Source organism: Streptomyces fructofermentans (assembly GCF_014651055.1).
Classification (GTDB): Bacteria; Actinomycetota; Actinomycetes; order Streptomycetales; family Streptomycetaceae; genus Streptomyces; species Streptomyces fructofermentans.
In genome coordinates this window covers 195,026-216,301 of the sequence record NZ_BMWD01000010.1, presented here as the reverse complement: position 1 = coordinate 216,301, position 21,276 = coordinate 195,026, and the positions used below count along the sequence as shown (strand labels likewise).

At 71.5% G+C, this 21,276-nt stretch carries 20 protein-coding genes; 4 read left to right on the top strand and 16 right to left on the bottom strand.

Features of this window, described 5'->3' with window-relative positions:
- Positions 1 to 167: 167 nt before the first annotated feature.
- Complete coding sequence (locus IE265_RS16845; protein WP_190036382.1) at positions 168 to 1,073, top strand: hypothetical protein; 906 nt, start codon at positions 168 to 170, stop codon at positions 1,071 to 1,073.
- Positions 1,074 to 1,392: 319 nt separating this feature from the next.
- On the opposite strand, the gene IE265_RS16840 is transcribed toward IE265_RS16845, so the two are convergent.
- From IE265_RS16840 to IE265_RS16825, 4 genes are all read right to left on the bottom strand, one after another.
- Positions 1,393 to 2,325 (bottom strand): alpha/beta hydrolase family protein, encoded by a 933-nt coding sequence (locus IE265_RS16840; protein WP_229916231.1) that lies wholly within the window; start codon positions 2,323 to 2,325, stop codon positions 1,393 to 1,395.
- A gap of 233 nt (positions 2,326 to 2,558) precedes the next feature.
- Positions 2,559 to 3,176, bottom strand: coding sequence for an acetoacetate decarboxylase family protein (locus IE265_RS16835; protein WP_190036381.1), 618 nt, complete (start codon positions 3,174 to 3,176; stop codon positions 2,559 to 2,561).
- Positions 3,173 to 4,885, bottom strand: coding sequence for a GMC family oxidoreductase (locus IE265_RS16830; protein WP_190036380.1), 1,713 nt, complete (start codon positions 4,883 to 4,885; stop codon positions 3,173 to 3,175). Before IE265_RS16830 ends, IE265_RS16835 begins: the two co-directional genes overlap by 4 nt.
- Complete coding sequence (locus tag IE265_RS16825; RefSeq protein ID WP_190036379.1) at positions 4,882 to 5,535, bottom strand: TetR/AcrR family transcriptional regulator; 654 nt, start codon at positions 5,533 to 5,535, stop codon at positions 4,882 to 4,884. The genes IE265_RS16830 and IE265_RS16825 overlap by 4 nt, the downstream gene beginning before the upstream one ends.
- Before the next feature lie 199 nt (positions 5,536 to 5,734).
- On the opposite strand from IE265_RS16825, the gene IE265_RS16820 reads away from it, so the two are divergent.
- A complete protein-coding gene (locus IE265_RS16820; RefSeq protein WP_229916238.1) occupies positions 5,735 to 7,060 on the top strand; it encodes an NAD(P)-binding domain-containing protein in 1,326 nt (441 codons plus the stop codon).
- 105 nt (positions 7,061 to 7,165) lie between these two features.
- Here IE265_RS16820 and IE265_RS16815 read toward each other — a convergent pair whose 3' ends face one another.
- The 3 genes from IE265_RS16815 to IE265_RS16805 all read right to left on the bottom strand — a co-directional run bounded on the left by IE265_RS16815 (position 7,166) and on the right by IE265_RS16805 (position 9,490).
- A complete protein-coding gene (locus tag IE265_RS16815) occupies positions 7,166 to 7,639 on the bottom strand; it encodes a carboxymuconolactone decarboxylase family protein (RefSeq protein ID WP_190036377.1) in 474 nt (157 codons plus the stop codon).
- Positions 7,640 to 7,865: 226 nt separating this feature from the next.
- Positions 7,866 to 8,537 (bottom strand): lysophospholipid acyltransferase family protein, encoded by a 672-nt coding sequence (locus IE265_RS16810; RefSeq protein WP_190036376.1) that lies wholly within the window; start codon positions 8,535 to 8,537, stop codon positions 7,866 to 7,868.
- Positions 8,538 to 8,761: 224 nt separating this feature from the next.
- Positions 8,762 to 9,490 (bottom strand): SMI1/KNR4 family protein, encoded by a 729-nt coding sequence (locus tag IE265_RS16805; protein ID WP_190036375.1) that lies wholly within the window; start codon positions 9,488 to 9,490, stop codon positions 8,762 to 8,764.
- Positions 9,491 to 9,597: 107 nt separating this feature from the next.
- Between IE265_RS16805 and IE265_RS16800 the strand changes: the two genes are divergently transcribed.
- Entirely contained in the window at positions 9,598 to 10,065 is a 468-nt protein-coding gene (locus IE265_RS16800) for an SRPBCC family protein (protein WP_190036374.1), read from the top strand.
- An 85-nt stretch (positions 10,066 to 10,150) separates the two neighbouring features.
- Here the strand turns inward: IE265_RS16800 and IE265_RS16795 are convergent, their stop codons facing one another.
- The 6 genes from IE265_RS16795 to IE265_RS16770 form a co-directional block, all read right to left on the bottom strand.
- Positions 10,151 to 10,954: a class II aldolase/adducin family protein gene (locus tag IE265_RS16795; RefSeq protein WP_268255796.1), complete on the bottom strand. Its 804-nt coding sequence runs from the start codon at positions 10,952 to 10,954 to the stop codon at positions 10,151 to 10,153.
- 77 nt (positions 10,955 to 11,031) lie between these two features.
- Positions 11,032 to 11,403, bottom strand: coding sequence for a DUF4387 domain-containing protein (locus IE265_RS16790; protein WP_229916230.1), 372 nt, complete (start codon positions 11,401 to 11,403; stop codon positions 11,032 to 11,034).
- Positions 11,396 to 12,787, bottom strand: coding sequence for an acyclic terpene utilization AtuA family protein (locus IE265_RS16785; RefSeq protein WP_190036373.1), 1,392 nt, complete (start codon positions 12,785 to 12,787; stop codon positions 11,396 to 11,398). Before IE265_RS16785 ends, IE265_RS16790 begins: the two co-directional genes overlap by 8 nt.
- Positions 12,771 to 13,886, bottom strand: coding sequence for an ABC transporter ATP-binding protein (locus IE265_RS16780; protein WP_190036372.1), 1,116 nt, complete (start codon positions 13,884 to 13,886; stop codon positions 12,771 to 12,773). Before IE265_RS16780 ends, IE265_RS16785 begins: the two co-directional genes overlap by 17 nt.
- The gene (locus IE265_RS16775; protein ID WP_190036371.1) at positions 13,879 to 15,621 is read right to left on the bottom strand and encodes an ABC transporter permease; all 1,743 of its coding nucleotides are present in this window, start codon (positions 15,619 to 15,621) and stop codon (positions 13,879 to 13,881) included. Before IE265_RS16775 ends, IE265_RS16780 begins: the two co-directional genes overlap by 8 nt.
- On the bottom strand, positions 15,618 to 16,736 hold the full coding sequence (locus IE265_RS16770; protein ID WP_190036370.1) for an ABC transporter substrate-binding protein: 1,119 nt from the start codon (positions 16,734 to 16,736) through the stop codon (positions 15,618 to 15,620). The genes IE265_RS16775 and IE265_RS16770 overlap by 4 nt, the downstream gene beginning before the upstream one ends.
- A gap of 501 nt (positions 16,737 to 17,237) precedes the next feature.
- Between IE265_RS16770 and IE265_RS16765 the strand changes: the two genes are divergently transcribed.
- Entirely contained in the window at positions 17,238 to 17,843 is a 606-nt protein-coding gene (locus tag IE265_RS16765; protein WP_190036369.1) for a dihydrofolate reductase family protein, read from the top strand.
- Between the two features lie 398 nt (positions 17,844 to 18,241).
- Here IE265_RS16765 and IE265_RS16760 read toward each other — a convergent pair whose 3' ends face one another.
- From IE265_RS16760 to IE265_RS16750, 3 genes are all read right to left on the bottom strand, one after another.
- Complete coding sequence (locus tag IE265_RS16760) at positions 18,242 to 19,237, bottom strand: alpha/beta hydrolase (RefSeq protein WP_190036368.1); 996 nt, start codon at positions 19,235 to 19,237, stop codon at positions 18,242 to 18,244.
- A 16-nt stretch (positions 19,238 to 19,253) separates the two neighbouring features.
- Positions 19,254 to 20,696 (bottom strand): sensor histidine kinase, encoded by a 1,443-nt coding sequence (locus IE265_RS16755; RefSeq protein ID WP_190036367.1) that lies wholly within the window; start codon positions 20,694 to 20,696, stop codon positions 19,254 to 19,256.
- The coding region (locus IE265_RS16750) for a response regulator transcription factor (protein WP_229916229.1) at positions 20,693 to 21,276 on the bottom strand (584 nt) is incomplete at its 5' end. The genes IE265_RS16750 and IE265_RS16755, both read right to left, overlap by 4 nt.

Below are 21,276 nucleotides of genomic sequence, written 5' to 3'. Positions count from 1 at the left end.
GGGCCGGCCCCGCCGTCCCGTCCGGAGCGGCATGTGCATCCGTGGGGACGGCCCGGCACGAACAAGTCGCGTGAGTACGGACGGAGACGTTCCGTTTGGCGGTACGGGCATGAACGGGGCCGTACGCGGCAGGGGAGCCGTGGAGCGCGGTCCTCCAGGAGGCGCACATGACGGGCACGGCAACCTTCGAGATCCGGAAGAGCGCGCCGCCGGATGTCACCCGGACGGCGGAAGACCCGCTGAGCTGGCGCGGCCTGGGTCTCGACTCACTGGCCGGGATGCTCGTCCTGTCCTTGCGGCGCCTCGGGAACCGCAGTTTCGAGGCCGACTGCCAGTGGCCGCGGCTGCACCCGCTCAACGAACGGGATCTCGCGGTCACGCACCATCCTTTGATCATGGCCGAGTCCACCCGCCAGATCGCCGCCGCGCTGCGTGGCCGGCGGATGCCGCCGACCGCCCGCGGCTGTGAGCCCGTCGGTGTCCGTCTGGGGCTGGACCCCGGCTCACGGCCGGTGGAGCGCGGCGCCGCGACGGACGTGCCGGCGCGGGTCACGGTGAGCGACATGGAGGTACGGGCGGGCGAACTGGTCTCCTTCAGAGTGACGGCCGAGTACCTGTACGCCGGACAGGTGTTCGGCACATGCGCCCTGCTCTTCGCCGAGGTACGGACCATCGACGGCGATCGGACCGCGGGACTCCCCCGTCCGCCCGGCCTGCTGCATCCGGCCGCGGCCGCCGTGGGTGCCGCGGCCGAGCCGGACGTCATGCTGGCACGGGCGGCTCAGGGCAGGCTGGTGATCCTTCCGCGCGACCCCGGTCATCCCTTCTTCCTGGCCGGTCGGCCGCGCTGCCTGCCGGTGCTCGCGGTGGCCGAGGCCGGTCGCCAGGCGGCACTGCTGCGCCACGGGGGAACGGCCTCCTCGGTGATGGGTCTGAGCGTCCAACTGGGGGCGCCCGTGCCGCTCAGCGGCGCGGCGCTGGAGGTCGACGCCGAACCGGGCGGAGCCCGCTTCGTGGTGCTGGCGGAGGGGCGGCCCGTCGCGTCCGGGTCGGTCACCGTGCCGCTGCCGTGATGTGCGGGCAGGCGTACGCGGGCAGGAAGGCGCGTGCCCCGGCGCGGCGTGGTGGACGGCAGGCGTGGCGGGCCGCCGTACCCGTCCGGCGTCCGGTGGGTCGCCTGAGGGGCGAAGCCCTGGCTGGGTCGCCGCCCGGTCGAAACCGTCGCCGGGTCGAGCCGTCGCGGAGCTGCGGAACCGGCGTGGGCGGGCGGCCAAGGACGAGTCGTCCTTGGCCGCCCGCCCGTGGAGCACGCGGACCGGCGGTCGGGTCAGGGTGTGCTTCCGGCCGACACCGCGAGACGGTGTGTCCGGCCCGTGCTCGGTGTCGCCGGGTTCACGGCTTGGCGGAGTACACGACACCGGGGAGGTTCTGGGCCGCGGCGCCCCACACCTGGTCGCGGAGGGAGCCGTCCCCGCCGAGGGTGTGGAGGAACCAGGAGGTGGTGATGCCCCGGGTCGCCTGCTGCTGCGCGGCGCGGGTGATGGTTCCGCTGTCGCAGCCGAATCCCGAGCTGTCCTCGAATCCGCAGTGGAACCCGCCGGTGATGACGCGCAGTTGGGTCGGTGCCGGCTTGGCGTTGTACATCTTCTGCTGATGGTCCGCGACCCCGGCGACGGTGTCGGCACTGCCGCCGACGTACTGGGCGGGGATGCGCAGGGTGCCGGAGGCCGCGACGGCCGACGGGTTCGTCTCCGCGGCGGCCAGGGTGGAGACGCTCTTGACGGCTGCGTTCCGGCTCGCGGCGAGCAGTGCCGCGCCGCCGCCCATGGAGTGGCCCGACAGTCCGAGACGCGTGGTGTCGACGGTGCCCGCGAATCGCGATCCGGCGGTGCCGTTCTGCGTGGTCAGCCAGGTGAGTCCCGCGTTGAGATCGTCGGCGAATGCCGAGTGGCTGGGGAACAGGCCGCCCTGAGACTTCGGCGTGACGACGATGAACCCCCAGGAGGCGTAGTGCTTGAGGATCGTCTCGTACTGGGTGATGCCCTGGAAGAAGCCGTGCCCGAAGGCGAGGCCCGGGTGGGCTCCCGGCGCCACGGGCGCGTTGGCTCCGGCCGCGGTGCCCGGGTACCAGACGCGGGCGCTGTACGACCGGCCGGCCGCGGAGACCGTGAGGTCGGTGTAGGCCACCGCGAGGGCCCCCGGGGCGGACGGATCGACGGCCGCGAGGGGCGCCGACGGTCGTGAGTCGGCGGCGTGCGCGGCGGTGAGGGAGGCTGCGACGGCGAGCAGGGTCGCTGCTGTCGACATCATGAGTCTGCGTAACACGAGATCACCTTTTCTGTGGGGTGGAAACAGTGATTCCGGGCACTTGCGACTGGGGCGGCCCTGCGGTTCCCGAGGGGTGTGGGTCGAGGGCTCGCACGTGGTGCAGATCGATCGGCACCGCGTGCGAGGTTCGGCGCGGGCAGGGCGTGGAACGCGAGGCGGGCGGGGCCGGGTTCGCCGACCGGACGCGCGGCCGAACAGGCCTGGCGTGGTGAGGCGTTGCTCCTCCGAATTCAGCCTCCGAAGCGGAGCGTGAAGTCGCGCAGCGCGAGACTGACGAGGGGTGAGCGGCGCGTGAGCGGGCAGAGGGGGCTGTTCTCGGGAACCGTCCACTGGGCCCGGGCGAGCCGTACAACGCCTCTGCTGCGCACGGGACTTGTCTTCGGTCGGCCGTCGAGCGTCTGCGTCAGCCGGTAGCGCAGCGGCCAGGTTCCCGGCAGGCGGCGGCGTTCGGTGAACCGGCCGGTGGCGAGGGGGCCGTCCTGTGCCTTCGCCGCGAAGGATGCCTCCTGGGCCCGTTCGACGTCGAAGACGGCCATCTCCTTGGGGATGCCCCACAGGGCTCGTCCGCCGGCCATGGACGCGGCGCTGTCGACCCAGATTTCGGTGATGCAGACGCGGGGCCGTGCGCCGTCGCGTACGAGCACCGCCCGGAGCAGCTCGTTGTAGTGAAGGACGCTGTCGTTCTCGTAGACGACCCAGGCCGCGCCGACCAGTCCGCGGCCCGCGACGGTCACGGGGCGGGTGCCTTCCGCCACGGGAGGCAGTTCGCCGCGCGGCGGCGTCCACAGGGAGAGGTACATCTGCCCGGCGAGCTGCCAGGGTTCCTCCGGGTAGGGGGTGGGGGTCATTCCGTGTCCTTTCCGGTGGCATGGGACAGCCGAAGGGCGCCGGGCGCGGTGGCGGGGACCGCGGGCCGTCGGGGCGGGACGGGGGTGACGGCCCGGTACGGCAGGCCGGGTTCGGGGCGGGTGTCGGGCTCCCCCAGGTTGGGCCACAGCGCGGTCGCGCGCTCCGCGAGTGCGGTGATGGTGAGCGAGGGGTTGACGCCGAGGTTGGCGGAGATGGTCGAGCCGTCGATGATGTGCAGTCCGGGGTACCCGTGGACCCGGTGGTACGGATCGACGACACCGGTGTCCGTGCTGTCCCCGACGGTGCAGCCGCCGATCAGGTGGCCGGTGGTCGGGATGTCGAGGAGGTCGGCCCATGTTCCGCAGGCCTGGCCCCCGATGTGGGCGGCAGCGGTGCGGGCCGCCCGGTGTCCGGCGGGTATCCACGTGGGGTTCGGGGTGCCTTCGCCGGGGCGGCTGGTGAGGCGGCGGCGGCCCGTTCGGGTGCGCCGCAGGTAGGTGGTCACGGAGTTGTCGACGCTCTGCATGACGAGCAGCACGACGGACTGCTGGGACCAGCGGCGGGGATTGTGGAGTGCGGGCAGGTGGCGTGCGTTGCGGGCCATCGTGGCGAGTCCGGCCCGGATGCGGGACCGGCCGGGCACCGGGTCGACGAGCATCGCCGCGAGGAGTCCGAGGAGGTTGCTGCCGCGGCCGTAGCGGACCGGTTCGACGTGGGTGGTCGCGTCCAGGTGGATGGAGGAGGTGATGGCGACGCCGCGGGTGTAGTCGGCGTCGCGGTCCTTGGCGCGTACGCCCAGGATGGCTTCGGAGTTGGTACGGGTCAGCCGTCCGAGGCGGGTCGAGACGCCGGTGAGCGAGCCGTTGTCCCTCAGTGTGTGCAGCAGGCGCTGGGTGCCGAGGGCCCCGGCGGCGAAGACGACGTGCTGTGCCGTCAGGGTGCGGCGTCGTCTGCGCAGGGCTCCGCCGGTGCGGACGGAGGTGACGGCCCAGCCGTCGCCGCTGCGGGTGACGCCGGTGACGGTGCGGCGCTCCAGGACGGTCGCCCCGGCCCGTTCGGCGAGGCCGAGGTAGTTCTTGGGAAGGCTGTTCTTCGCGTTGTGCCGGCAACCGGTCATACAGGCACCGCAGTTGAGGCACGCGTTGCGGGCCGGGCCCGCTCCGCCGAAGTACGGGTCGGGGACCCGCTCGCCGGGAGTGGTGCCGGGCGGACCGAAGTGGACTCCGACCGGCGTCGGCCGAAAGGTGTCCTCGCAGTCGAGTCGTCGTGCCGTGTCCTTGAGGAGCCGGTCGGCCTCGGTGAACACCGGGTTGACGACGACTCCGAGCATGCGGCGCGCCTGGGCGAAGTAGGGCGCCAGTTCCCTGCGCCAGTCGGCGAGTCCGGCCCAGTGCGATCCCTCGTAGAACGCGTCCGGTGGTTCGTAGAGGGTGTTCGCGTAGCCGAGCGACCCTCCGCCCACACCGGCTCCGGTGAGAACCAGTACGTCGCCGAGCAGGGACATGCGGAGGATGCCCGTACAGCCCAGGCGCGGTGCGAACACGTAGTCCCGGATGTGCCAGGAGGTGCGCGGGAGGTCCGTGTCGGCGAAGCGGCGGCCGGCTTCGAGCACTCCTACGCGGTAGCCCTTCTCCGTGAGCCGCAGGGCGGTGACGCTGCCGCCGAATCCGGAGCCGACGACCAGGACGTCGTAGTCGTGGCCGGTCATCGCTCGCCCCGCGGCCGGGCGTCCGCCAGCAGGGGGGCGACGAGGCGTTCGAGGTTCTCCCGGCGGACCTGAGGGTGCACTCCCACGAGCCGGACGGGACCGTCGAGTCCCGGCGCGTGGGTCAGGAGGGCGAGGTGGGGCAGCAGGACGAGCAGGTGGGACAGCAGGGCGTCGAGGTCCGCGTCCTTGCGCAGGTCCTCGGCCTCGACCGCCCGCTCCAGGAGGGGGCGCAGCCCTGACAGGTAGATCTCGTGCACGGGCACGCGGACCGCGTCCCGGACCGCGGGGTCCATCTCCATGTTCGTGGCGGCGGTGACGCCGCGTTCGAGCGGGTGCTCGGCGAAGTAGTCGAGCCAGGCCTCCAGGGCGTCGGCGAGGTGGGTGGAGAAGCCGACGGTTCCGTCGTAGCCGTCGAGCCAGGGGTGCATCTGCTCGTAGATGCGCAGCGAGGTCTGTTCGGCGACGTAGGTGAAGAGGTCGAGCTTCCCGGCGAAGTACTGGAAGAGCGACCCCTTGGCGACGCCCGCCTGTCGGGCGATCACGTTCAGGCTGCCCGTGGAGTAGCCGTGGGTGCCGAACTCGTCCATGGCGGCGACCAGGACGCGCTCCCGCCGGGCTGCCGACAGTCGGGTCCAGGTGGGTGTGGGCATGGGCTCCCCCGTATGTGACCGGACGGTCATGTGACCGCCCGGTCATCGTGGGGGCGCCGCGTCGAGTTGTCAACGAGTGCGGCACGTAAGGCTGTTGTGGTCGTTGGACGGAACCATTGACAGGGTGGGACGCACGCAGCAGCCTGTGACCGGACGGTCATGTGACCGCCCGGTCACAAGGGGGTCGGCGTTGCGCAAGGTGTGTGTGATCGGAGCCGGTTCATCGGGAATCGCCGCCTGCCAGGTGCTCGCGGAGCGCGGCATCGACTACGACTGCTTCGAGCTGGGGTCGGACGTCGGGGGCAACTGGCGCTACATGAACGACAGCGGCCAGTCGTCGGCGTACCGGTCGCTGCACATCAACACCTCGCGCCGGACGATGCAGTACGCCAGCTTCCCGATGTCCGACGACTACCCGGTCTACCCCGGCCACGCCCAGATCGCACGGTACTTCGACGCCTTCGTGGAGCACTTCGGGCTGCGCCCGTCGATCTCGTTCCGCACCGAGGTGGTCGACGTCTGCCCACGGGGTGACCAGTGGTCGGTGACCACCCGCCACCGTGACACGGAGTCGAGCACGTCGCAGACGTACGACGCCGTCCTGGTCGCGAACGGGCACCACTGGAAGCCCCGTTGGCCGCAGCCGGAACTGCCGGGGGCGGCGGCGTTCCGGGGCACCCGCACGCACGCGCACGACTACCGCACGCCCGAGCCGTTCACCGGCAAGCGGGTCCTCGTGCTGGGGATCGGCAACTCCGCGTGCGACATCGCGGTGGAGACGTCGCGTGTGTCGCAGCGTACGTTCCTCGCGATGCGCCGCGGCGCGCACATCCTGCCGAAGTACCTCTTCGGCACGCCCACCGACCATCTGACCAACTCGTGGCTGGCCAGGGCACCCCTCGGCATCCAGGACCGCGGCCTGCAGCTCCTGCTGCGCCTGAGCCGCGGCCGGCTGGCGGACTACGGGCTGCCCACTCCCGCCCATCGTGTCCTGGCCGCCCACCCGACGATCTCGGACGATCTGCTGTCCAGGCTCGGGCACGGCGACATCGGCGTGAAGCCCGCCCCTCGGAGCATGGACGAGACCCGGGTGCACTTCGACGACGGCAGCAGCGAGGAGATCGACGCGATCATCCACTGCACGGGGTACGACGTGTCGTTCCCCTTCCTGAAGTCCGAGTTGATCGACCCCTCCGACAACGATCCGGGCCTCTACCACCGGGTCGTCGCCCCCGACCTGCCCGGTCTGTACTTCATCGGCCTCGTCCAGCCCCTCGGGGCGATCATGCCGCTGGCCGAGGCGCAGTCGCACTGGGTGGCCGATCTGCTGGAGGGGCGCTGCGAACTGCCCGGACAGGCGCGGATGCTGAAGGAGATCAGCGCCTACCGCGCCCGTACGGCCCGCCGTTACGTGGCCTCCACCCGCCACACGATCCAGGTGGACGCGCGGGCGTACCTCCGGGAACTGGCCAAGGAGCGCAGGCGCACCGCCGTACGGCGGAGGCCTGCCGCACCTCCGTCCTGACCTCCGGGGCAGCGATGACCCGCCGCCCAGGCCCATCGGCAAGCCGCCACCTCGCCGCTCCCGTCGGGCAGTTGTACGCCGATGGGCCGTGCCTCGCCGGCACCGTCAGCCGAACTGGCCCGGCGTGTAGTCGCCCGCCGGCTGCTGGACGATCACATTCATGCGGTTGTAGGCGTTGATGAGGGCGATCAGGGACACGAGCGCGGCCAGTTGCTCCTCGTCGAAGTGCTTCGCCGCGTCGGCCCATGCCTCGTCGGTGACGCCGCCCGCCGCGTCGGCGATCCTCGTGCCCTGCTCGGTCAGTTCGAGCGCCGCGCGCTCGGCCTCGGTGAACACGCGGGCCTCCCGCCAGGCCGCCACGAGGTTCAGCCGCACCGAGGTCTCCCCCGCGTGCGCGGCGTCCTTGGTGTGCATGTCGGTGCAGAAGCCGCAGCCGTTGATCTGGCTGGCCCTGATCTTCACCAACTCCTGCGTGGCGGCGGGCAGGGTCGAGTCGGAGACGGCCTTCCCCGCCGAGTTGACGTGCTTCGCGAACTTGATCGCGAGGGGGCTGCCGTAGAAGTTCAGTCGCGCGTCCATGCCGGTCTCCTTGCCGCGTTGACGGTTACACAGCACTGACGGCGGGCTCGCGGGGAATGTGACAGAACCGCGGGGCGAACGGGTGTGACCTGCACCACTCGCCCGTCGGCACGGGCGGACTGCACGCGGCCCGGGCCGGACACCCCCAGTCGCCCGGCTGCGCGCACACTGCCGCCCGACGGCCCGTATCGGCTGGAGAGCGCGCGGGCCGCCCGCGGACTGTGGGTCACGGCGCCCGGGAAGCGAGTACGGCAGGCTCGCCGAGGCGCGTGGCGGCCGTGCGCCAGGCCGCCGTCACCGCTCCGTGGGCACGGGAGGTCAGCACGGCGCCGTCACCTTCCGGAGCCAGCGGCATCCCCACGTGGACATGCAGTTCCGGCCGGCGCAGCGGCGCCGTGGCGAGCCCCGCCCACTGCTTCGCGACACCGCCCGAAGTCACCCGCCGGGAGCCGGCCTGACCCACGGGTACGACGGGGGCGCCGGAGCGCCGGGCCAGCCGCGACAGGCCGCTGCGGAAGGCCTCGGGTGCCTCCTCCCGGACGTCCTTGCGCAGCGGCAGGCCTCCCTCGGCGTAGATCAGCACCAGCCGTCCCTGCCCCAGGGCCGCCGCCGCGGTGTCCAGGGCTTCGGCTGCCCGGGGGTCGTTCCGGTGGACCGGGATGTGCCCCTCGCGGGCGAGGGCACGGCCGAGGACCGGGACGCGCCAGAGCCCGGCGGCCGCCATGACCACCGGCTCGACACCGAGGCGGTACAGCGCCGCGAGCACGACCGCCGGGTCGGCGAGTGACGTGTGGTTCGCGACGAGGATGCTGCCGGGGGCCAGTTCGGCCTCCGGGTCGGCGGAGACCGTGAGGCGCCCCACGGCGGGCACCAGTGCGGCGGCGAGGCGGCTGAGCATGCTCGGGTCTCCCTGGCGGCGAACGGCGAATGATCTTCATCATCGGCTGTGGGCCGGGGCTCCCGCATGGGGTGCCGTACTCACTTCGGCGCACCCCGTACTCAGTGGAGGACCCGCACGCCCCCCGCCGACCTGGGAGTCCGGTCGGCGCCACCCCTGTCGCCCGGCGCGTGGGCGTGCGCGCGGACTCTGCGGGAGCACGGGCCCGTGCGGCGTCGCCCCGATCAGCGGTAGTCGTCCAGCCAGTCGCCCGGGATCAGGTCGCGGACGCGTTCGAGGTCGCCGGCCGTCCTGCCGCGGGCCAGCACCGCCATGCCGTCGTCGCTCCGGATCAGCACGTCCGGACCCAGGAACCACCGGGTCGCCTGCTCCTCCGCACTCGTCGGGTACGCCGGAAACGCCAGCGGGACGCAGTGCTCCTCCAGCAGTTCCGCGGTCTCGTCATCGGGATCGAGGAAGTCGCAGACCTCCCCGCCGGCGTTCAGCGACTCGGAGAGGACCAGTTCGAGGAAGCCGAGGGACAGGCGGTCCAGCCAGCCCTCCCACCGTTCGGCGGCCTTGTCCGCCAGGTCGAGCCTGATGAACACGGCGGGATCGTCGTCCCGCGGGTCGCCGAGCGGGACTCCCCAGGTCGCGGCACCCTGGTTCTCGTGCCGGAAGACCAGCGTCCTCCCGGCCTCGTCCAGGTGGAGCGCCGCGGGGGCGAGCAGCCTGTCGTGGTTGCCGACGAGGTCCCTGCGACGCCCGAAGAGCGCGTACGCCTCCCGGAGCACCGCGGGCAGTCGGACGCCCAGCCGCTCCTCCGCGGCGGCCAACTCGCTCTCGGGCCAACCGTCTCCGTCCTCGATCGGGCTGAGCCAGTCGGCGGCGTAGTCCCGGATGAAGGTCCACGCCTGGCCGCGGTCGCCGACGCCCCTGGCCAGAGAGCCGGCAAGGTCGAACTTCTGTGTCATGGCAGGAAGATAGCCGTACGGCCCGCCGGCACTCGGTCCGCCCCGGCACAGCCGTTGCGGTGCGCGCCCGGGAGGCCGCGGCGGACCCGCGTCCTAGACTTCACGACATGGGAAGGACCGATCGCGCCACCCGGACGATCGCCGCACCGCCGGCGGCCGTCTACGACGCCCTCCTCGACCGGGAGTCCCTCGAAGCCTGGCTGCCTCCCGACGGCATGCGCGGACGGGTCGAACGGTGGGACCCCCGGCCCGGCGGCGGCTTCCGGATGGTCCTCACCCATCTCGACGCCACCGGCGCCCCCGGCAAGACATCGGACGCGACGGATGTCGTGGAGGTCCGCTTCGCAGAGCTGGAGCCGCCTGAACTCGTCGTGCAGCAAGCGGTGTTCGAGGCCGACGACCCGTCGTTCGCGGGCACCATGACGATGACCTGGCGCCTCGTCGCCACCGCCGGCGGGACCGAGGTGACGGTCACCGCCACGGACGTGCCGCCGGGCATCGACCAGGACGCCCACGAGGCGGGCATCGCCTCCTCCCTGGCCAACCTGGCGTCCCACCTCGAAACGGCCGGCTGAGGCGAGTCGACCGTACGACGGGCTCCCGCCGGTCGGGGAGGGACGGCCCGCGCGGGTACCGGGCAGGCGCGGGCCGTCGGCACGCTCAGTCGAACAGATCCGGGTCCGTGCGCGAGATCTGGTCGAAGAGCGGTTGGAACTGGAACCAGCCCGCCAGGTCGAAGCCCACCTGCTCGTAGGTCGACCTGGCTTCCTCGTGCGGGATCTGCAGCGTGGGCCCGCTCGCCTTCGCGGCGAGCTGGGCCTGCGCCGACCGCTCCATCGTGATGAACCAGTAGGCGGCTGCGTCCACCGACCCCGCGCCCGTGAGCAGTCCGTGGTTGCGCAGGATGACCGCCTTGTACGGGCCCAGCGCGGCGGCGATGCGCCTGCCCTCCTCCGGGTCGTTCGCCACCCCCGAGTACTCCTCGTAGCAGCCGTGGTCCTCGTAGAACGCGCAGGCGTCCTGCGTGAGCGGTTCGAGCCTCTGCGGTGTCGCCGAGAGGGCCTTGCCGTAGACCGAGTGGCTGTGGGCGGCGCCGACCACGTCCGGTCGGGCCGCGTGGACGGCCGAGTGGATCGCGAAGGCGGCCCTGTTCACCCGGTGGCGTCCCTGGACCACGTCGCCGTCGTGGTTGACGAGCAGCAGGTCGCTCACCTTGACGTGCTTGAAGGACATGCCGAACGGGTTGACCCAGAAGTGGTCCGGGAACTCGGGGTCGCGGGCGGTGATGTGACCGGCGACGCCCTCCTCGAAGCCGAACCGGCCGAACAGGCGCAGCGCGCCGGCCAGGCGCTCCTTGCGGTGGCGTCGCTCGATCGCCGGATCGGTGAACTGCGCCGGGAGCCGGAAGACCAGCTTCTCCTCCGGGATGGGGACCAGGTCCTGCCGGGTCAGGGGGTCGGCGATGGGCGTGCTGCTCCTGATCGCTTCTTGCGTCACTTCTCTCTCCTCCGTGTACGACGCTCTCGGTGAGGTGCGCGGGCTCAGGGGCGGGGCTCGGCCCCGCCGTCGTCCGTGAGGTGCCGCTCGGGCACCCGCAGCGCGGCGAGGGGTACGTGGTGCTGTCCGGCGTGGATGTCCCGGTCCCGCAGGCCGGCCTGGGTGACGGGACGCGGGAAGGAGATCTTGACGACGTTCAGCGCGGGGATCCGGTAGATCTGGACGAGCGCGGCGTCGACCTTGTACAGGTCGGCGATCACGTCCTCGTTGAGGAACGCCTCGTCGGCCGCGATGGCGTATCCGGCGCTGTCCCTCATGAAGGTCTCCATGGTGACCCAGAAGGGTCCCGCGTTCTTGGAACGGACCTCGATCGCGTAGTCGCCGAGCAGGGGCGGGCTGTCGGGGCGCTCAGGCACGGGAGACCTCACGGGTGTGGTGGATGCGGAACATGCTGGTGGGCGCGTCGACGTCGACGACGTGGTTGAGGACGAACTCGTAGGCCGCCCCGCGTTCGATCTCCGCCGGTGAAGTGGCGAAGGCGAAGCTGGGCAGGTACGGCATCTCGGGCAGCGGGAGGTGCAGCATGAGCGGGTTGGCGACCTTGGCGACCGCCGTCGCGGTGGCCTGCGTGGGGGCGTTGACGAGGAGCATGACGCCGACCTCCTTGGGCGGTCCGGGGTCCGGGTCGATGTCCTCGAGGATGGCGTTGTGGCCGTAGAGGCGGATGTCGAGGCCGTAGTCGTCGTCGGTCAGGCCCAGGGTCTGGCTGACCCGCTCGGTGAGGATGACCCGCAGCAGCGCTGCCCAGCGGTCGATGCCGGCGGCGATGTACGGGTCCCGGATGCCGCTGAAGGAGACGGTCTCGTAGCCGGTGACCCGGGCACCCTCGAGTTTGATCGTGTGCTGGTCGGCGGGCTCGAAGCGCGAGCCCTCGACACGTACACGCCGATCGTCCAGTGCGCTGTACGTGGCGTCCGAGACATCGAGTGTGCCCGCGGGTTCGCGCATCCGGTAGGGGTTGGCGGTCTCGTACAGCATGTGGGCCGCGACCGACATGGGGGTGCAGACGTTGGTCGCGTCGAGGGGCTCGATGACGAAGCCGTCGTGGTCGATGGTGGCGAAGACGCCGCCGAGGCGCGGGTCGGTCGTGCACTGCCCGCCGCATTCGACGATCTTGGCGGCGTGCCAGGTGGGTCCGGCCGGCATTCCGAGCATCAGGGGGACCGCGGCGGCGAGGGCGGTGTCGGTGGCCCGTCCGGCGAGGACGACCTGCGCGCCCTCCCGGATGGCCTCGACGAAGGGTTCGTGTCCCATCATGCCGACGATGTGCGTGCAGCTTTCGAGGGTCTCGGGCTGGAGGGGGCCGTGCGGGGCCAGGGCGTGGACGCGTCCTGCGCCGAGTTCCTCCTTGAGCTGGGCGGCCTCCTGCTCGCTGTAGATGCGGGCGACCTTCAGGGTCAGGCCCTCCTCGGCCATGACACGTTCGGCGATGCCGGCGACCCAGTCGACGCCCGAGTCGGTTCCGCTGGTGCCGCAGGAGCCCACGATGAGGGGGATGTCCGCGGTGGCGGCGGCCTTGAGGAGGATGCGCAGGTCACGGCTGACGGCGGCCTCGGTCGTCTTCGCGATGCCGGTGCCGAGGTAGTGCGGGCCGGAGTCGGTGGAGCCGCCGTCGACCGCTATGACGTCGGGGCCGAGTGCCAGCCCTCGTTCGATGGTCTCGGGCGCGAAGCCCGCGCCGAGCATGCCGGAGGGCGCCAGAACGCCGACCTGTGCGGGGCCTTCAGTGGACGGGGGCATGCGGGTTCTCCTCGTACGGGTCGGATTCCACCGGGAAGATGCGGATGTCTTCCGGGGAAAGGCTGATGGTGAGTTCGGCCCCGTCGACGGGACGGGTGGTGGTCACCGCGACGGGCGTGCCGCCGATGCGGATGCTGTAGCGGTGGTGGTCGCCGAGGTAGGCGCGGCCCTCGACCGGGACCGTGAGCCGGTCCGGTGCCGTGCCGGTGCCGTCGCCGGCCCGGTGGATGTGGATGTTCTCGGGCCGGACGGACACCTTCGCGGTGCCGAGGCGCTTGTCGGTGTGCGGGACGTCCAGGGGTGTGCCGATGCCCTCGACGCGGACCCGCGCCCGTGTGCCGTCGGCCGCCACGACTTCTGCGGGCAGGAGGTTGGCGGTGCCGACGAAGTCGGCCACGAACAGGTCGGCCGGGTACCGGTAGATCTCCTCGGGGGTGCCGACCTGGTGCACCCTCCCCCGGTTCATGACAGCGACGCGGTCGCTGAAGGAGAGGGCCTCGTCCTGGTCGTGCGTCACGAACACCGTGGTGACGCCCACCTGGGACTGCAGCGCCTTGAGCCACTGGCGGGACCGGTCCCGGAGTTTGGCGTCCAGGTTGGAGAAGGGTTCGTCCAGGAGCAGCATGTCGGGCGGGTGGGCGAGGGCCCGTGCCAGGGCGACGCGTTGCTGCTGGCCGCCGGACAACTGGTGCGGGTACTTGAGGGCGTGGTCGCCGAGTTCTACGAGTTCCAGGACTTCCCGCACCCGGCGGTCGCGTCGGGCCGCGGGGGTCCTGCGCAGCTTGAGGGGGTAGCCGACGTTCTCGGCGACCGACATGTGCGGCCAGATGGCGTAGGACTGGAAGACGACGCCGCAGTTGCGGTCCTCGGGCTCCACGTTGACGCGGCCGTGGTCGAAGACGACGCGGTCGCCGAAGGCGATGCTGCCGGAGTCGGGCCGGTGCAGGCCCGCGATGGACCACAGCGTGGTGGACTTTCCGCAGCCGCTGGGGCCCAGCAGGGTGAAGATCTCGCCGTCCCGGACGGTCAGCGACAGATCGTGCAGGGCGGTGTGGCGGCTGAACTGCTTGGTGATTCCGTCCAGGTGGAGGCTAGGCACGGGGGCGCACCCCCAGCAGGGCGCGCCCGGCGCCCAGGACGACCAAGGTGATGACCATCTGGATGACTCCCAACGCGGCGACGGTCCCGCCGAAGCTTGTAGCCGCGAGTTGCAGCATGGTGAGGCCCAGTACGGGGGTCTCGTCCGTGACGAGGAACACGGCCGGTTCGGCGTCGTTGAGCATGGCCACGAACAGCAGCACGAACGAGGCGCCCATGGCGGGTGCCACGAGCCGGAGAACGATGGTGCGCATGGCGGTCCACCAGGTGGCTCCGGACGTACGGGCGGCGTTGTCGAGGTCGGCGCCGATGCCGGCGAGCGCCGGGTAGAAGGCGCTGTAGCCGAGGGCCAGGCTGCGTACGGCGAACGCGATGCCGATGCCCCACAGGCCGGCGCGGATCGCCCCGGACCTGTCGAGCAGGGCGAAGCTCCAGAAGAACGCCATGCCGGTGACGAGGGCCGGCATCATGCGCGGCCAGAGCATGCCCTGCTGAAGGGAGCCGCGGAAGCGGAACCGCGATCGGTGCGCGATCACCGAGAGGACCGCGATGACGATTGTCGTCAGGGCGCCGCCGACGCCGGCGATGAGCAGGCTGTTGATGATCGAGTCGGTGTAGAGGGGGTTGTCCAGGACCGCGGTGAAGTTGTCGAGGGTCAGCACGCTCCACGGGGAGATGAACGGGGACAGGATGGAGGTGAACGCCGCCAGGAGGACGCCGGCGAGCGGCACGACGACGAAGACGAGCAGGAAGAGCGCCACGGCCGCCGCCAGGAGCCAGCGCGCGCGGCCCAGTTGGAGGATGCGGACTCCGGTGGGTTTGCCGGTCGTGGTGGTGAACCGGGCGACGTCCCCGACGAGCCGGTTGCGGAGCACGAGCAGTCCGGACACCGCGATCAGCAGGAACACGGCGCCCGCGGACACCAGTCCCTGTTCCGCGTCGTTGACCCAGTGGTCGTAGAGGTAGGTGGAGATCAGGTTGATCCTGCTGGAGAAGCCCAGGATCAGGGGGAGGCCGAGGACCTCCATCGACAGGGCGAAGACCAGCAGCGCCGCGTTCGTGATCGCGGGGCGCAGCAGGGGCAGGCTGATGGAGAACAGGCTGCGCAGCGGGCCGGCTCCAAGCGTCCGGGCGGCGTCCTCCAGGGCGGGGTCGATCGACAGCAGGGTGCCGCGGCACAGCAGGAAGACGGTAGGGGAGGCCACGCTCATCGCGACCATGGCCATCCCGGGAATGCTGTAGAGGTTCACCGGCATGACCAGGAAGGTGTTGGTCTCCAGCCACGAGGACGCGAATCCCGCCGGGGTCCACATGGCCGCCCAGCCGATGATGAGGACCAGCCCGGGCAGGGCTATCGGTATCAGCAGGAACGTCGTCAGGACGCGGCGTCCGGGGACGTCGGTCCGGGTGAGGAGTACCGCGCACGCCACGCCGACCAGGATCGACCCCGCGGTGTTGAGGGCCGCGAACAGGACCGAGTTGAGCACCGCGGTCCACCAACCGCGGTCGGTGACCAGGGAGTGGAAGTTGTCCCAGGTCGGATGGCCTCCGCCGTCGTACAGCGGTGCCGACCACAGCGAGGCGGCCACGACCGGCACGATCGGGCCGACGACGACCAGGAGTGCCGCCGCCCACAGCAGGTAGTGGCTCGCGGTGGTGGACAGCAGCCGTCTCCGGGGCCCACGGGTCGGGGGCGGGGCAACGGCCGGTGGCGGACGCAGTCGCGTGTCGCTCATCGGTCGTACGCCTTCTTCCAGCGTTCGACGATCGCCGGCTTGTTCCGGACGATGTCCTCGGGGTAGCCGCCGAGCATCATGTTGTCGGCGCCGACGACCTTTTCGACGGCTGCGATGCCGTACGGGCACTCGACTCCGTCGCGGTACGGGGTGAACCCGCCCTTGCAGGCGGCCTGTTGTCCCTCGACCGACAGCAGGAAGTTGACGAAGAGCTTCGCTGCTTCGGGCGACTTCGCCTTCCTGGTGACGGCGACGGCCCTCGGGAGCATGGGCGTCCCGTCCGTCAGGTAGGTGTAGTTGAGGATCTTCGCAGCCTCGTCCTCCTCGATCAGCGCGCGGACCGAGCCGGCCACGAAGTAGGTGGCCTGGTACTCGCCCTGGGCCAGTTTCTGCATCAGGTTGCCGTTGCCCGACTCGACGCCGGTGTTGGGCCCGAGGGCCTCGATGTTCCTCCAGCCCTCGTCCCCGTGCTCGGCCGTGTAGTTGCTGACGGCCCCGAAGGACTGCGGGTTGCTTATGTCCGTGGTGCCGACCTTGCCCTTGATCGAGTCGGACAGCTCCGCCAGGGACTTGAGGTCCTTGGGCTGCTTGTCCCTGGGAAGGAGGGCGGTGTTGTACACGGCGACGAGCGGGTCCTCGGACATGGCGACGACTCCGGGTGCCAACCGGGCGTACTCGGGGAGGTGCTGCACGTTGGGGTCGTCGTAGTCCAGGACGTTGCCCTTGTCGACGAAGTTCAGCATGCCGACCGCGTCGGTGGCCATGACGACGTCCGCGGTACGAACGCCGGTGGCGGTCTCCGTGGCGTAGCGCTGGAAGGTCTGCGTGTCGTTCATGTTCAGCACGCGCAGTTCGATGCCGTCGTACTTCGCCTCGAAGGCCTTCACGACGGGCGCCATCTGGTCGGCGTCCGCGTTGGTGTACAGGAGGAGCGATCCCTGCTTCTTGGCCTTGGCGATCGTCGCCGCGTCGAGTGGCGTGACGGGTGACGCCTTGCCCACGTCGACCGAGGGCGTGGGTGTCGCCCCTCCGTCCGCGTCCGTCGGGCCTCCGCACGCGGTGAGTACGACCGCGCAGGCGGCCGCCGAGGCGCAAGCTCTGGAAAGCGAGATCATCGTTGATCCTCCACTATTTGCTATAGCGCTTGACCGATAGGGATACGCGTCCGCCACTCGCTGCGCCTGAGTGGCATGCCGGTGAGAAGAGGTGCTCCGAGGGGAGCGGGGAGGCGAAGCGGGTGGGCCGTCCCGGGCGCACCCGCCTGTGCCGATCGCGGCGGCGGTACCGCGCGCACTCCTTGCCGCCGCACGGGTCCGCTCCCGGCCCCGGATGGGCGGCCGGGGTGTCCGTCGCCCGCGTCGATCACTTCGACTGGAGAAGCGGGGTCCGCTCCATAGGAAAGATGGTATTTGCTACAGCAGGATTGTCAACCAGTTGCGCCGAGGCGGGCCAGGTGGGTGTGACTGAGCGCTTCAGTCGGCCCCTGAGCGTCCTACCTGGCCCGGCTGGACGTGACGGTTGGCCGGGCCGTTTCTCTCGTTGCTCCGCGGCGCGGCCGATGAGTTCGTGGCTCCCGGCCGGTCCAAGCTCGTGACACCTCAGGAAAGGACATCGCCATGTCGGAGCTTCTCATCGACTTCATCACCTCCCTCGACGGCCACGCATCGGGAGAGGGGTGGCCGGGGTTCTGGGGCCTTGAGGGCCCGGAGTACCTCTCATGGCTCGGCGAGCAGCCCGAGGCCACCTACCTGATGGGAGCGAACACCTACCGCCTGATGTCGGGCTTCGCCTCGGGGGAGGTCCCCGATGGCCAGGACGAGTTCAGGCCCGAGGAGGAGGCGTCCGTCGACGAGCTCACGCAAGCTTCCAAGGTCGTGTTCTCCTCCTCTCTCAAGGAGCCGCTGACATGGGCCAACTGCACGCTCGTCCGCGACGACGCTGTCGAGGCGGTCCGCGCCATGAAGTCGAGCGGCTCGGGGCTCCTCAGCACGATCGGCAGCCTCAGCCTGTGCCGGTCCCTGCTGCGTGCCGGACTCGTCGACCGATTCCGGGTCGTGATGTTCCCGGTGATCACCGGGGCCACGGGCGAGGAACGCATCTACGACGGCTATCCGGACGTTGCCCTCGACATGATCGAGCACCGCACCTTCGACGGTCGCATCCAGCTGGTCGAGTACAAGCCCCGTGTGCTTGAGCACCCGCCGCTCGGCGTCCCCGAGTGACGACGCCCCGTCCGCCGCTCCGGACGGCCGCCCGCCGACGCCGGCGGGCCGACGCCGGCGGGCGGCCAACGTCAGGGCGCCCGGCCCACCTGGCCCCGGAGCCGTTGGACGTCAGCCCGTGGACGCCCTCCCAGGCCGCGGTCTCCGCACAGATCCGCCTTCCGGCAGCGAACGCGCCGCTGGACGCTTACCTGGGCGGAGCCTCGCGAGCTGAGCGCTCCACCTGGCCGATGGGGCCGACTCAAGTGCTCGGTCACAGGGGGACGGAAGGATCTCCGGGCACGCCCGGCACCCTCGGCAGAAGCGGTCCCGCGCCTGGTGGGCACGCACGCCGCTTCCCCGCCCTGGGCCGGCCGAACTGCCGTCTCCCAAGGAGGTGCAGCTGCCTGCCCCGCCGCTCAGGTGCCCACGCCCAGGGTTCTGCGCAGGGCGCTGTGGCGGTGGCCCCGCAACCGCACGCTCGACCCGGCCTCCGGCGCCAGGTTCTCACCGCCGTGGATGCCGCCCGGGTGGACGTGCAGCTCGACGGGGACTCCGGCCCTCATGAGCCGCAGGGCGAAGTCCACGGCCTCGTCCCGGAACAGGTCGAGATCGCCGATGTCGACGTAGGCCGGCGGCAGCCCCGTGAGGTCCCCGGCACGCGCCGGCGCCGCGTAGGGCGACACCCGGTCCGTTCCGAAGTCCGCGCCCAGGAACGCCTGCCACGCCTGGACATTGGCCTCGCGACTCCAGGCGCCGAACCCGGTGTTGGTGCGATGCGACGGTGTCGGGCGGTCGTCCAGCATGGGAGAGACGAGCATCAGGCAGGCGATCCCGGGGCCGCCGCGGTCACGGGCCAGCAGAGCGGTCGCCGCCGCCAGGCAACCGCCCGCGCTGGGCCCGTAGAGGGCGAGGCGACGGGGGTCGACGCGAAGTCGCCGGTGGCTCTCCGCGACCCACACGAGTGCGGCGAAGCAGTCGTCGACGGCGGCGGGGTACGGGTTCTCGGGCGCCAGGCGGTAGTCGACCGAGACGACGACGCAGTCGGTGGCGCGGGCGAGTCCGGCCGCCCTCGCGTCGTCGCCGTCCACACTCCCGGCGACCAGCCCGCCGCCGTGGAGATACAGCACGCACGGAGCCACTGGCGGGGCACCCCTCGGCCGGTAGACCCGTACCCGCACGGGCGGACCCGTGTCCGTACCGCCCCTGATCCCGTGGTCGCGCACCTCGACGTCCCCGGCCTCCCCGGCCGCGCCGGGGTGACCCGCCGGGCGGTGGCCGGCCGTGAGTTCCGCCTGCCTGCGCCGCCGCTCGGGGATGTCCTCGATCCCGCTCAGTCCCTGCGGGCCCACGACGGCGAGGTACTGGTCGAGCCTGGCCCTCACCTGCGGGTCCATCCGGTCTCGGATGTCCATGTCCTCCTCGATTCCTTCAGTGGACGGCCTTGTCCTCGCGGCCGGCACGGGGAAGCCGGATGGTGACGGTGGTCCCGACGCCCACCTCCGACGCCACCCGCACCTGTCCGTGGTGGGCGTGGACGATGGCCTCGACGATGGCCAGGCCCAGACCGGAACCGCCGTAGGCACGGCTGCGGCTGGCCTCGGCGCGCCAGAAGCGCTCGAAGACGCGGGGCAGGTCGCGCGGCGGGATGCCTGGTCCGTCGTCGATGACGCACAGCTGTACGTCCCCGCCGGCGGAGGTGATCCTGACCAGTACCGCGGTGCGGGCGGGGGTGTGCTGGACGGCGTTGCCGACGAGGTTGCGCAGGACCTGCTGCAGCCGGTTCGCGTCTCCGGTGACGGGGGCGGGCGGTGCGGGTTCCAGGGTGACGGCGCGCTCGGGGTGGATGATCTGGGCGTCCTCGACGACACCGGCCGCCAACTCGGTGAGGTCGACGTCGTCCTGTTCGACCGGGCGGCCTGCGTCCAGGCGGGCGAGCAGTGCGAGGTCCTCGACGAGCAGCCGCATCCGCCCCACCTCGTCCTCGATGTGCTCGAACGCGGTCTCCAGGCCGGGTCCCGAGACGCCGCCCTGCCGGTGCAGGTCGAGCCAGCCGGAGATCGTGGAGAGCGGGGTGCGCAGTTCGTGGGAGGTGTCGGCCGCCAGGGACCGCACGGTCGCCTCCGCGCGGGCCTGCGCGTCGAAGGCCCGGTTGACCGCCTCGGCGAGCAGGTCGACCTCGCTGCCGTCACGCCTGGCCGGCAGTCGTTCCGTGAGGTGGCCCTCGGCTATGGCGTCGGCGGTCCGCGCCATGCGGGCCAGGGGGCGCATACCGACGCGCAGGACGACGACGGCCAGCCCCAGCAGGAGCAGCAGGGCGCCGCCGACCAGGGCGAGTTGGCGCCCGATGAGCGCGTCGGTGGTCGCGTCGTCGACGGAGGTGTCGATGGCCAGGACGAGCGCGGCCGGTGCGACGTCGGCCTCACCGGTCCCGCGGTCGATGGTGAGGCCGGGGCTGGGTATGCGGATCGCCGCGAGGCCGTGCTGCTCGTCGTCGCCGTCGTACGTGACGATCCGGCCGGTCGGAACGGTCGCGCTGAGTTCGGCGAGTTCGCCGGCCACCGCGGACGCCGAACCGGTGCTCTCCAGGACGGTGTTGTCGCGGTCCACGGCCACGACGCCCTGCGGAGGCCCGAGAAGGGCCGCGAGTTGCTCGGCGTCGGCGGTCTGCGGCCCCTGCCGGATCACGTCGGTGAGCCGCTCGGCGCCGACCCTGAGCGAGTTCTCGTAGCGTTTGTCCAGGAAGTCCTCCAGGAGGAACCCGGTGATTGCGGCACTGGCTGTCAGACCGGTCACGAGCAGCACGGCGAGGCCGGCCAGCAGGCGCAGCCGGACACTGGAGAAGGGCCGGGCGAGACGTCCGTACAGGTTCACCTGGCGGCCTGCTCCCGGAGGGTGTAGCCCACGCCCCGCACGGTGTGCAGCAGGGGCACGCGCCCGTCGTCGATCTTTCGGCGGAGGTTGGAGACGAAGCGCTCGACGACGACGCTGTCCCCGCCGAAGTCGTACTGCCAGACGGCTTCGAGGATCTGGGCGCGGGAGAGCACCTGCCCCTGATGGCTCAGCAGGTAGTGCAGCAGCCGGTACTCGGTGGGTGAGAGGTCGACCAACTCGCCCGCACGCCTGACCTCGTGCCGTGGATCGTCGATCGCGAGGTCCGCGCAGCGCAGCGACGCCTCCTCGGCGACGGGGGCTCCGCCGCGCGCGCGGCGGAGCAGTGCCTGGAGCCGGGCGCCGACCTCGACGACGCTGAAGGGCTTGGTGACGTAGTCGTCGCCGCCCAGGCGCAGCCCCCGTACCCGGTCCTCGACGGCGTCACGGGCGGTGAGGAAGAGGACCGGGACGTCGACGGCCCGGGACCTGAGGAGTTGGAGGACCTCGAAGCCGTCGGCGTTCGGGAGCATGACGTCGAGCACGACGACGTCGGGGGGCCGGCGGGCGATCCGGTCGAGGG

Coding starts and splice junctions, on each gene's coding strand:
- IE265_RS16845 (WP_190036382.1), top strand. CDS start 168: ATGACGGGCACGGCAACCTTCGAGATCCGGAAGAGCGCGCCGCCGGAT.
- IE265_RS16835 (WP_190036381.1), bottom strand. CDS start 3,176: ATGACCCCCACCCCCTACCCGGAGGAACCCTGGCAGCTCGCCGGGCAG.
- IE265_RS16830 (WP_190036380.1), bottom strand. CDS start 4,885: ATGACCGGCCACGACTACGACGTCCTGGTCGTCGGCTCCGGATTCGGC.
- IE265_RS16825 (WP_190036379.1), bottom strand. CDS start 5,535: ATGCCCACACCCACCTGGACCCGACTGTCGGCAGCCCGGCGGGAGCGC.
- IE265_RS16815 (WP_190036377.1), bottom strand. CDS start 7,639: ATGGACGCGCGACTGAACTTCTACGGCAGCCCCCTCGCGATCAAGTTC.
- IE265_RS16810 (WP_190036376.1), bottom strand. CDS start 8,537: ATGCTCAGCCGCCTCGCCGCCGCACTGGTGCCCGCCGTGGGGCGCCTC.
- IE265_RS16805 (WP_190036375.1), bottom strand. CDS start 9,490: ATGACACAGAAGTTCGACCTTGCCGGCTCTCTGGCCAGGGGCGTCGGC.
- IE265_RS16800 (WP_190036374.1), top strand. CDS start 9,598: ATGGGAAGGACCGATCGCGCCACCCGGACGATCGCCGCACCGCCGGCG.
- IE265_RS16785 (WP_190036373.1), bottom strand. CDS start 12,787: ATGCCCCCGTCCACTGAAGGCCCCGCACAGGTCGGCGTTCTGGCGCCC.
- IE265_RS16775 (WP_190036371.1), bottom strand. CDS start 15,621: ATGAGCGACACGCGACTGCGTCCGCCACCGGCCGTTGCCCCGCCCCCG.
- IE265_RS16770 (WP_190036370.1), bottom strand. CDS start 16,736: ATGATCTCGCTTTCCAGAGCTTGCGCCTCGGCGGCCGCCTGCGCGGTC.
- IE265_RS16765 (WP_190036369.1), top strand. CDS start 17,238: ATGTCGGAGCTTCTCATCGACTTCATCACCTCCCTCGACGGCCACGCA.
- IE265_RS16760 (WP_190036368.1), bottom strand. CDS start 19,237: ATGGACATCCGAGACCGGATGGACCCGCAGGTGAGGGCCAGGCTCGAC.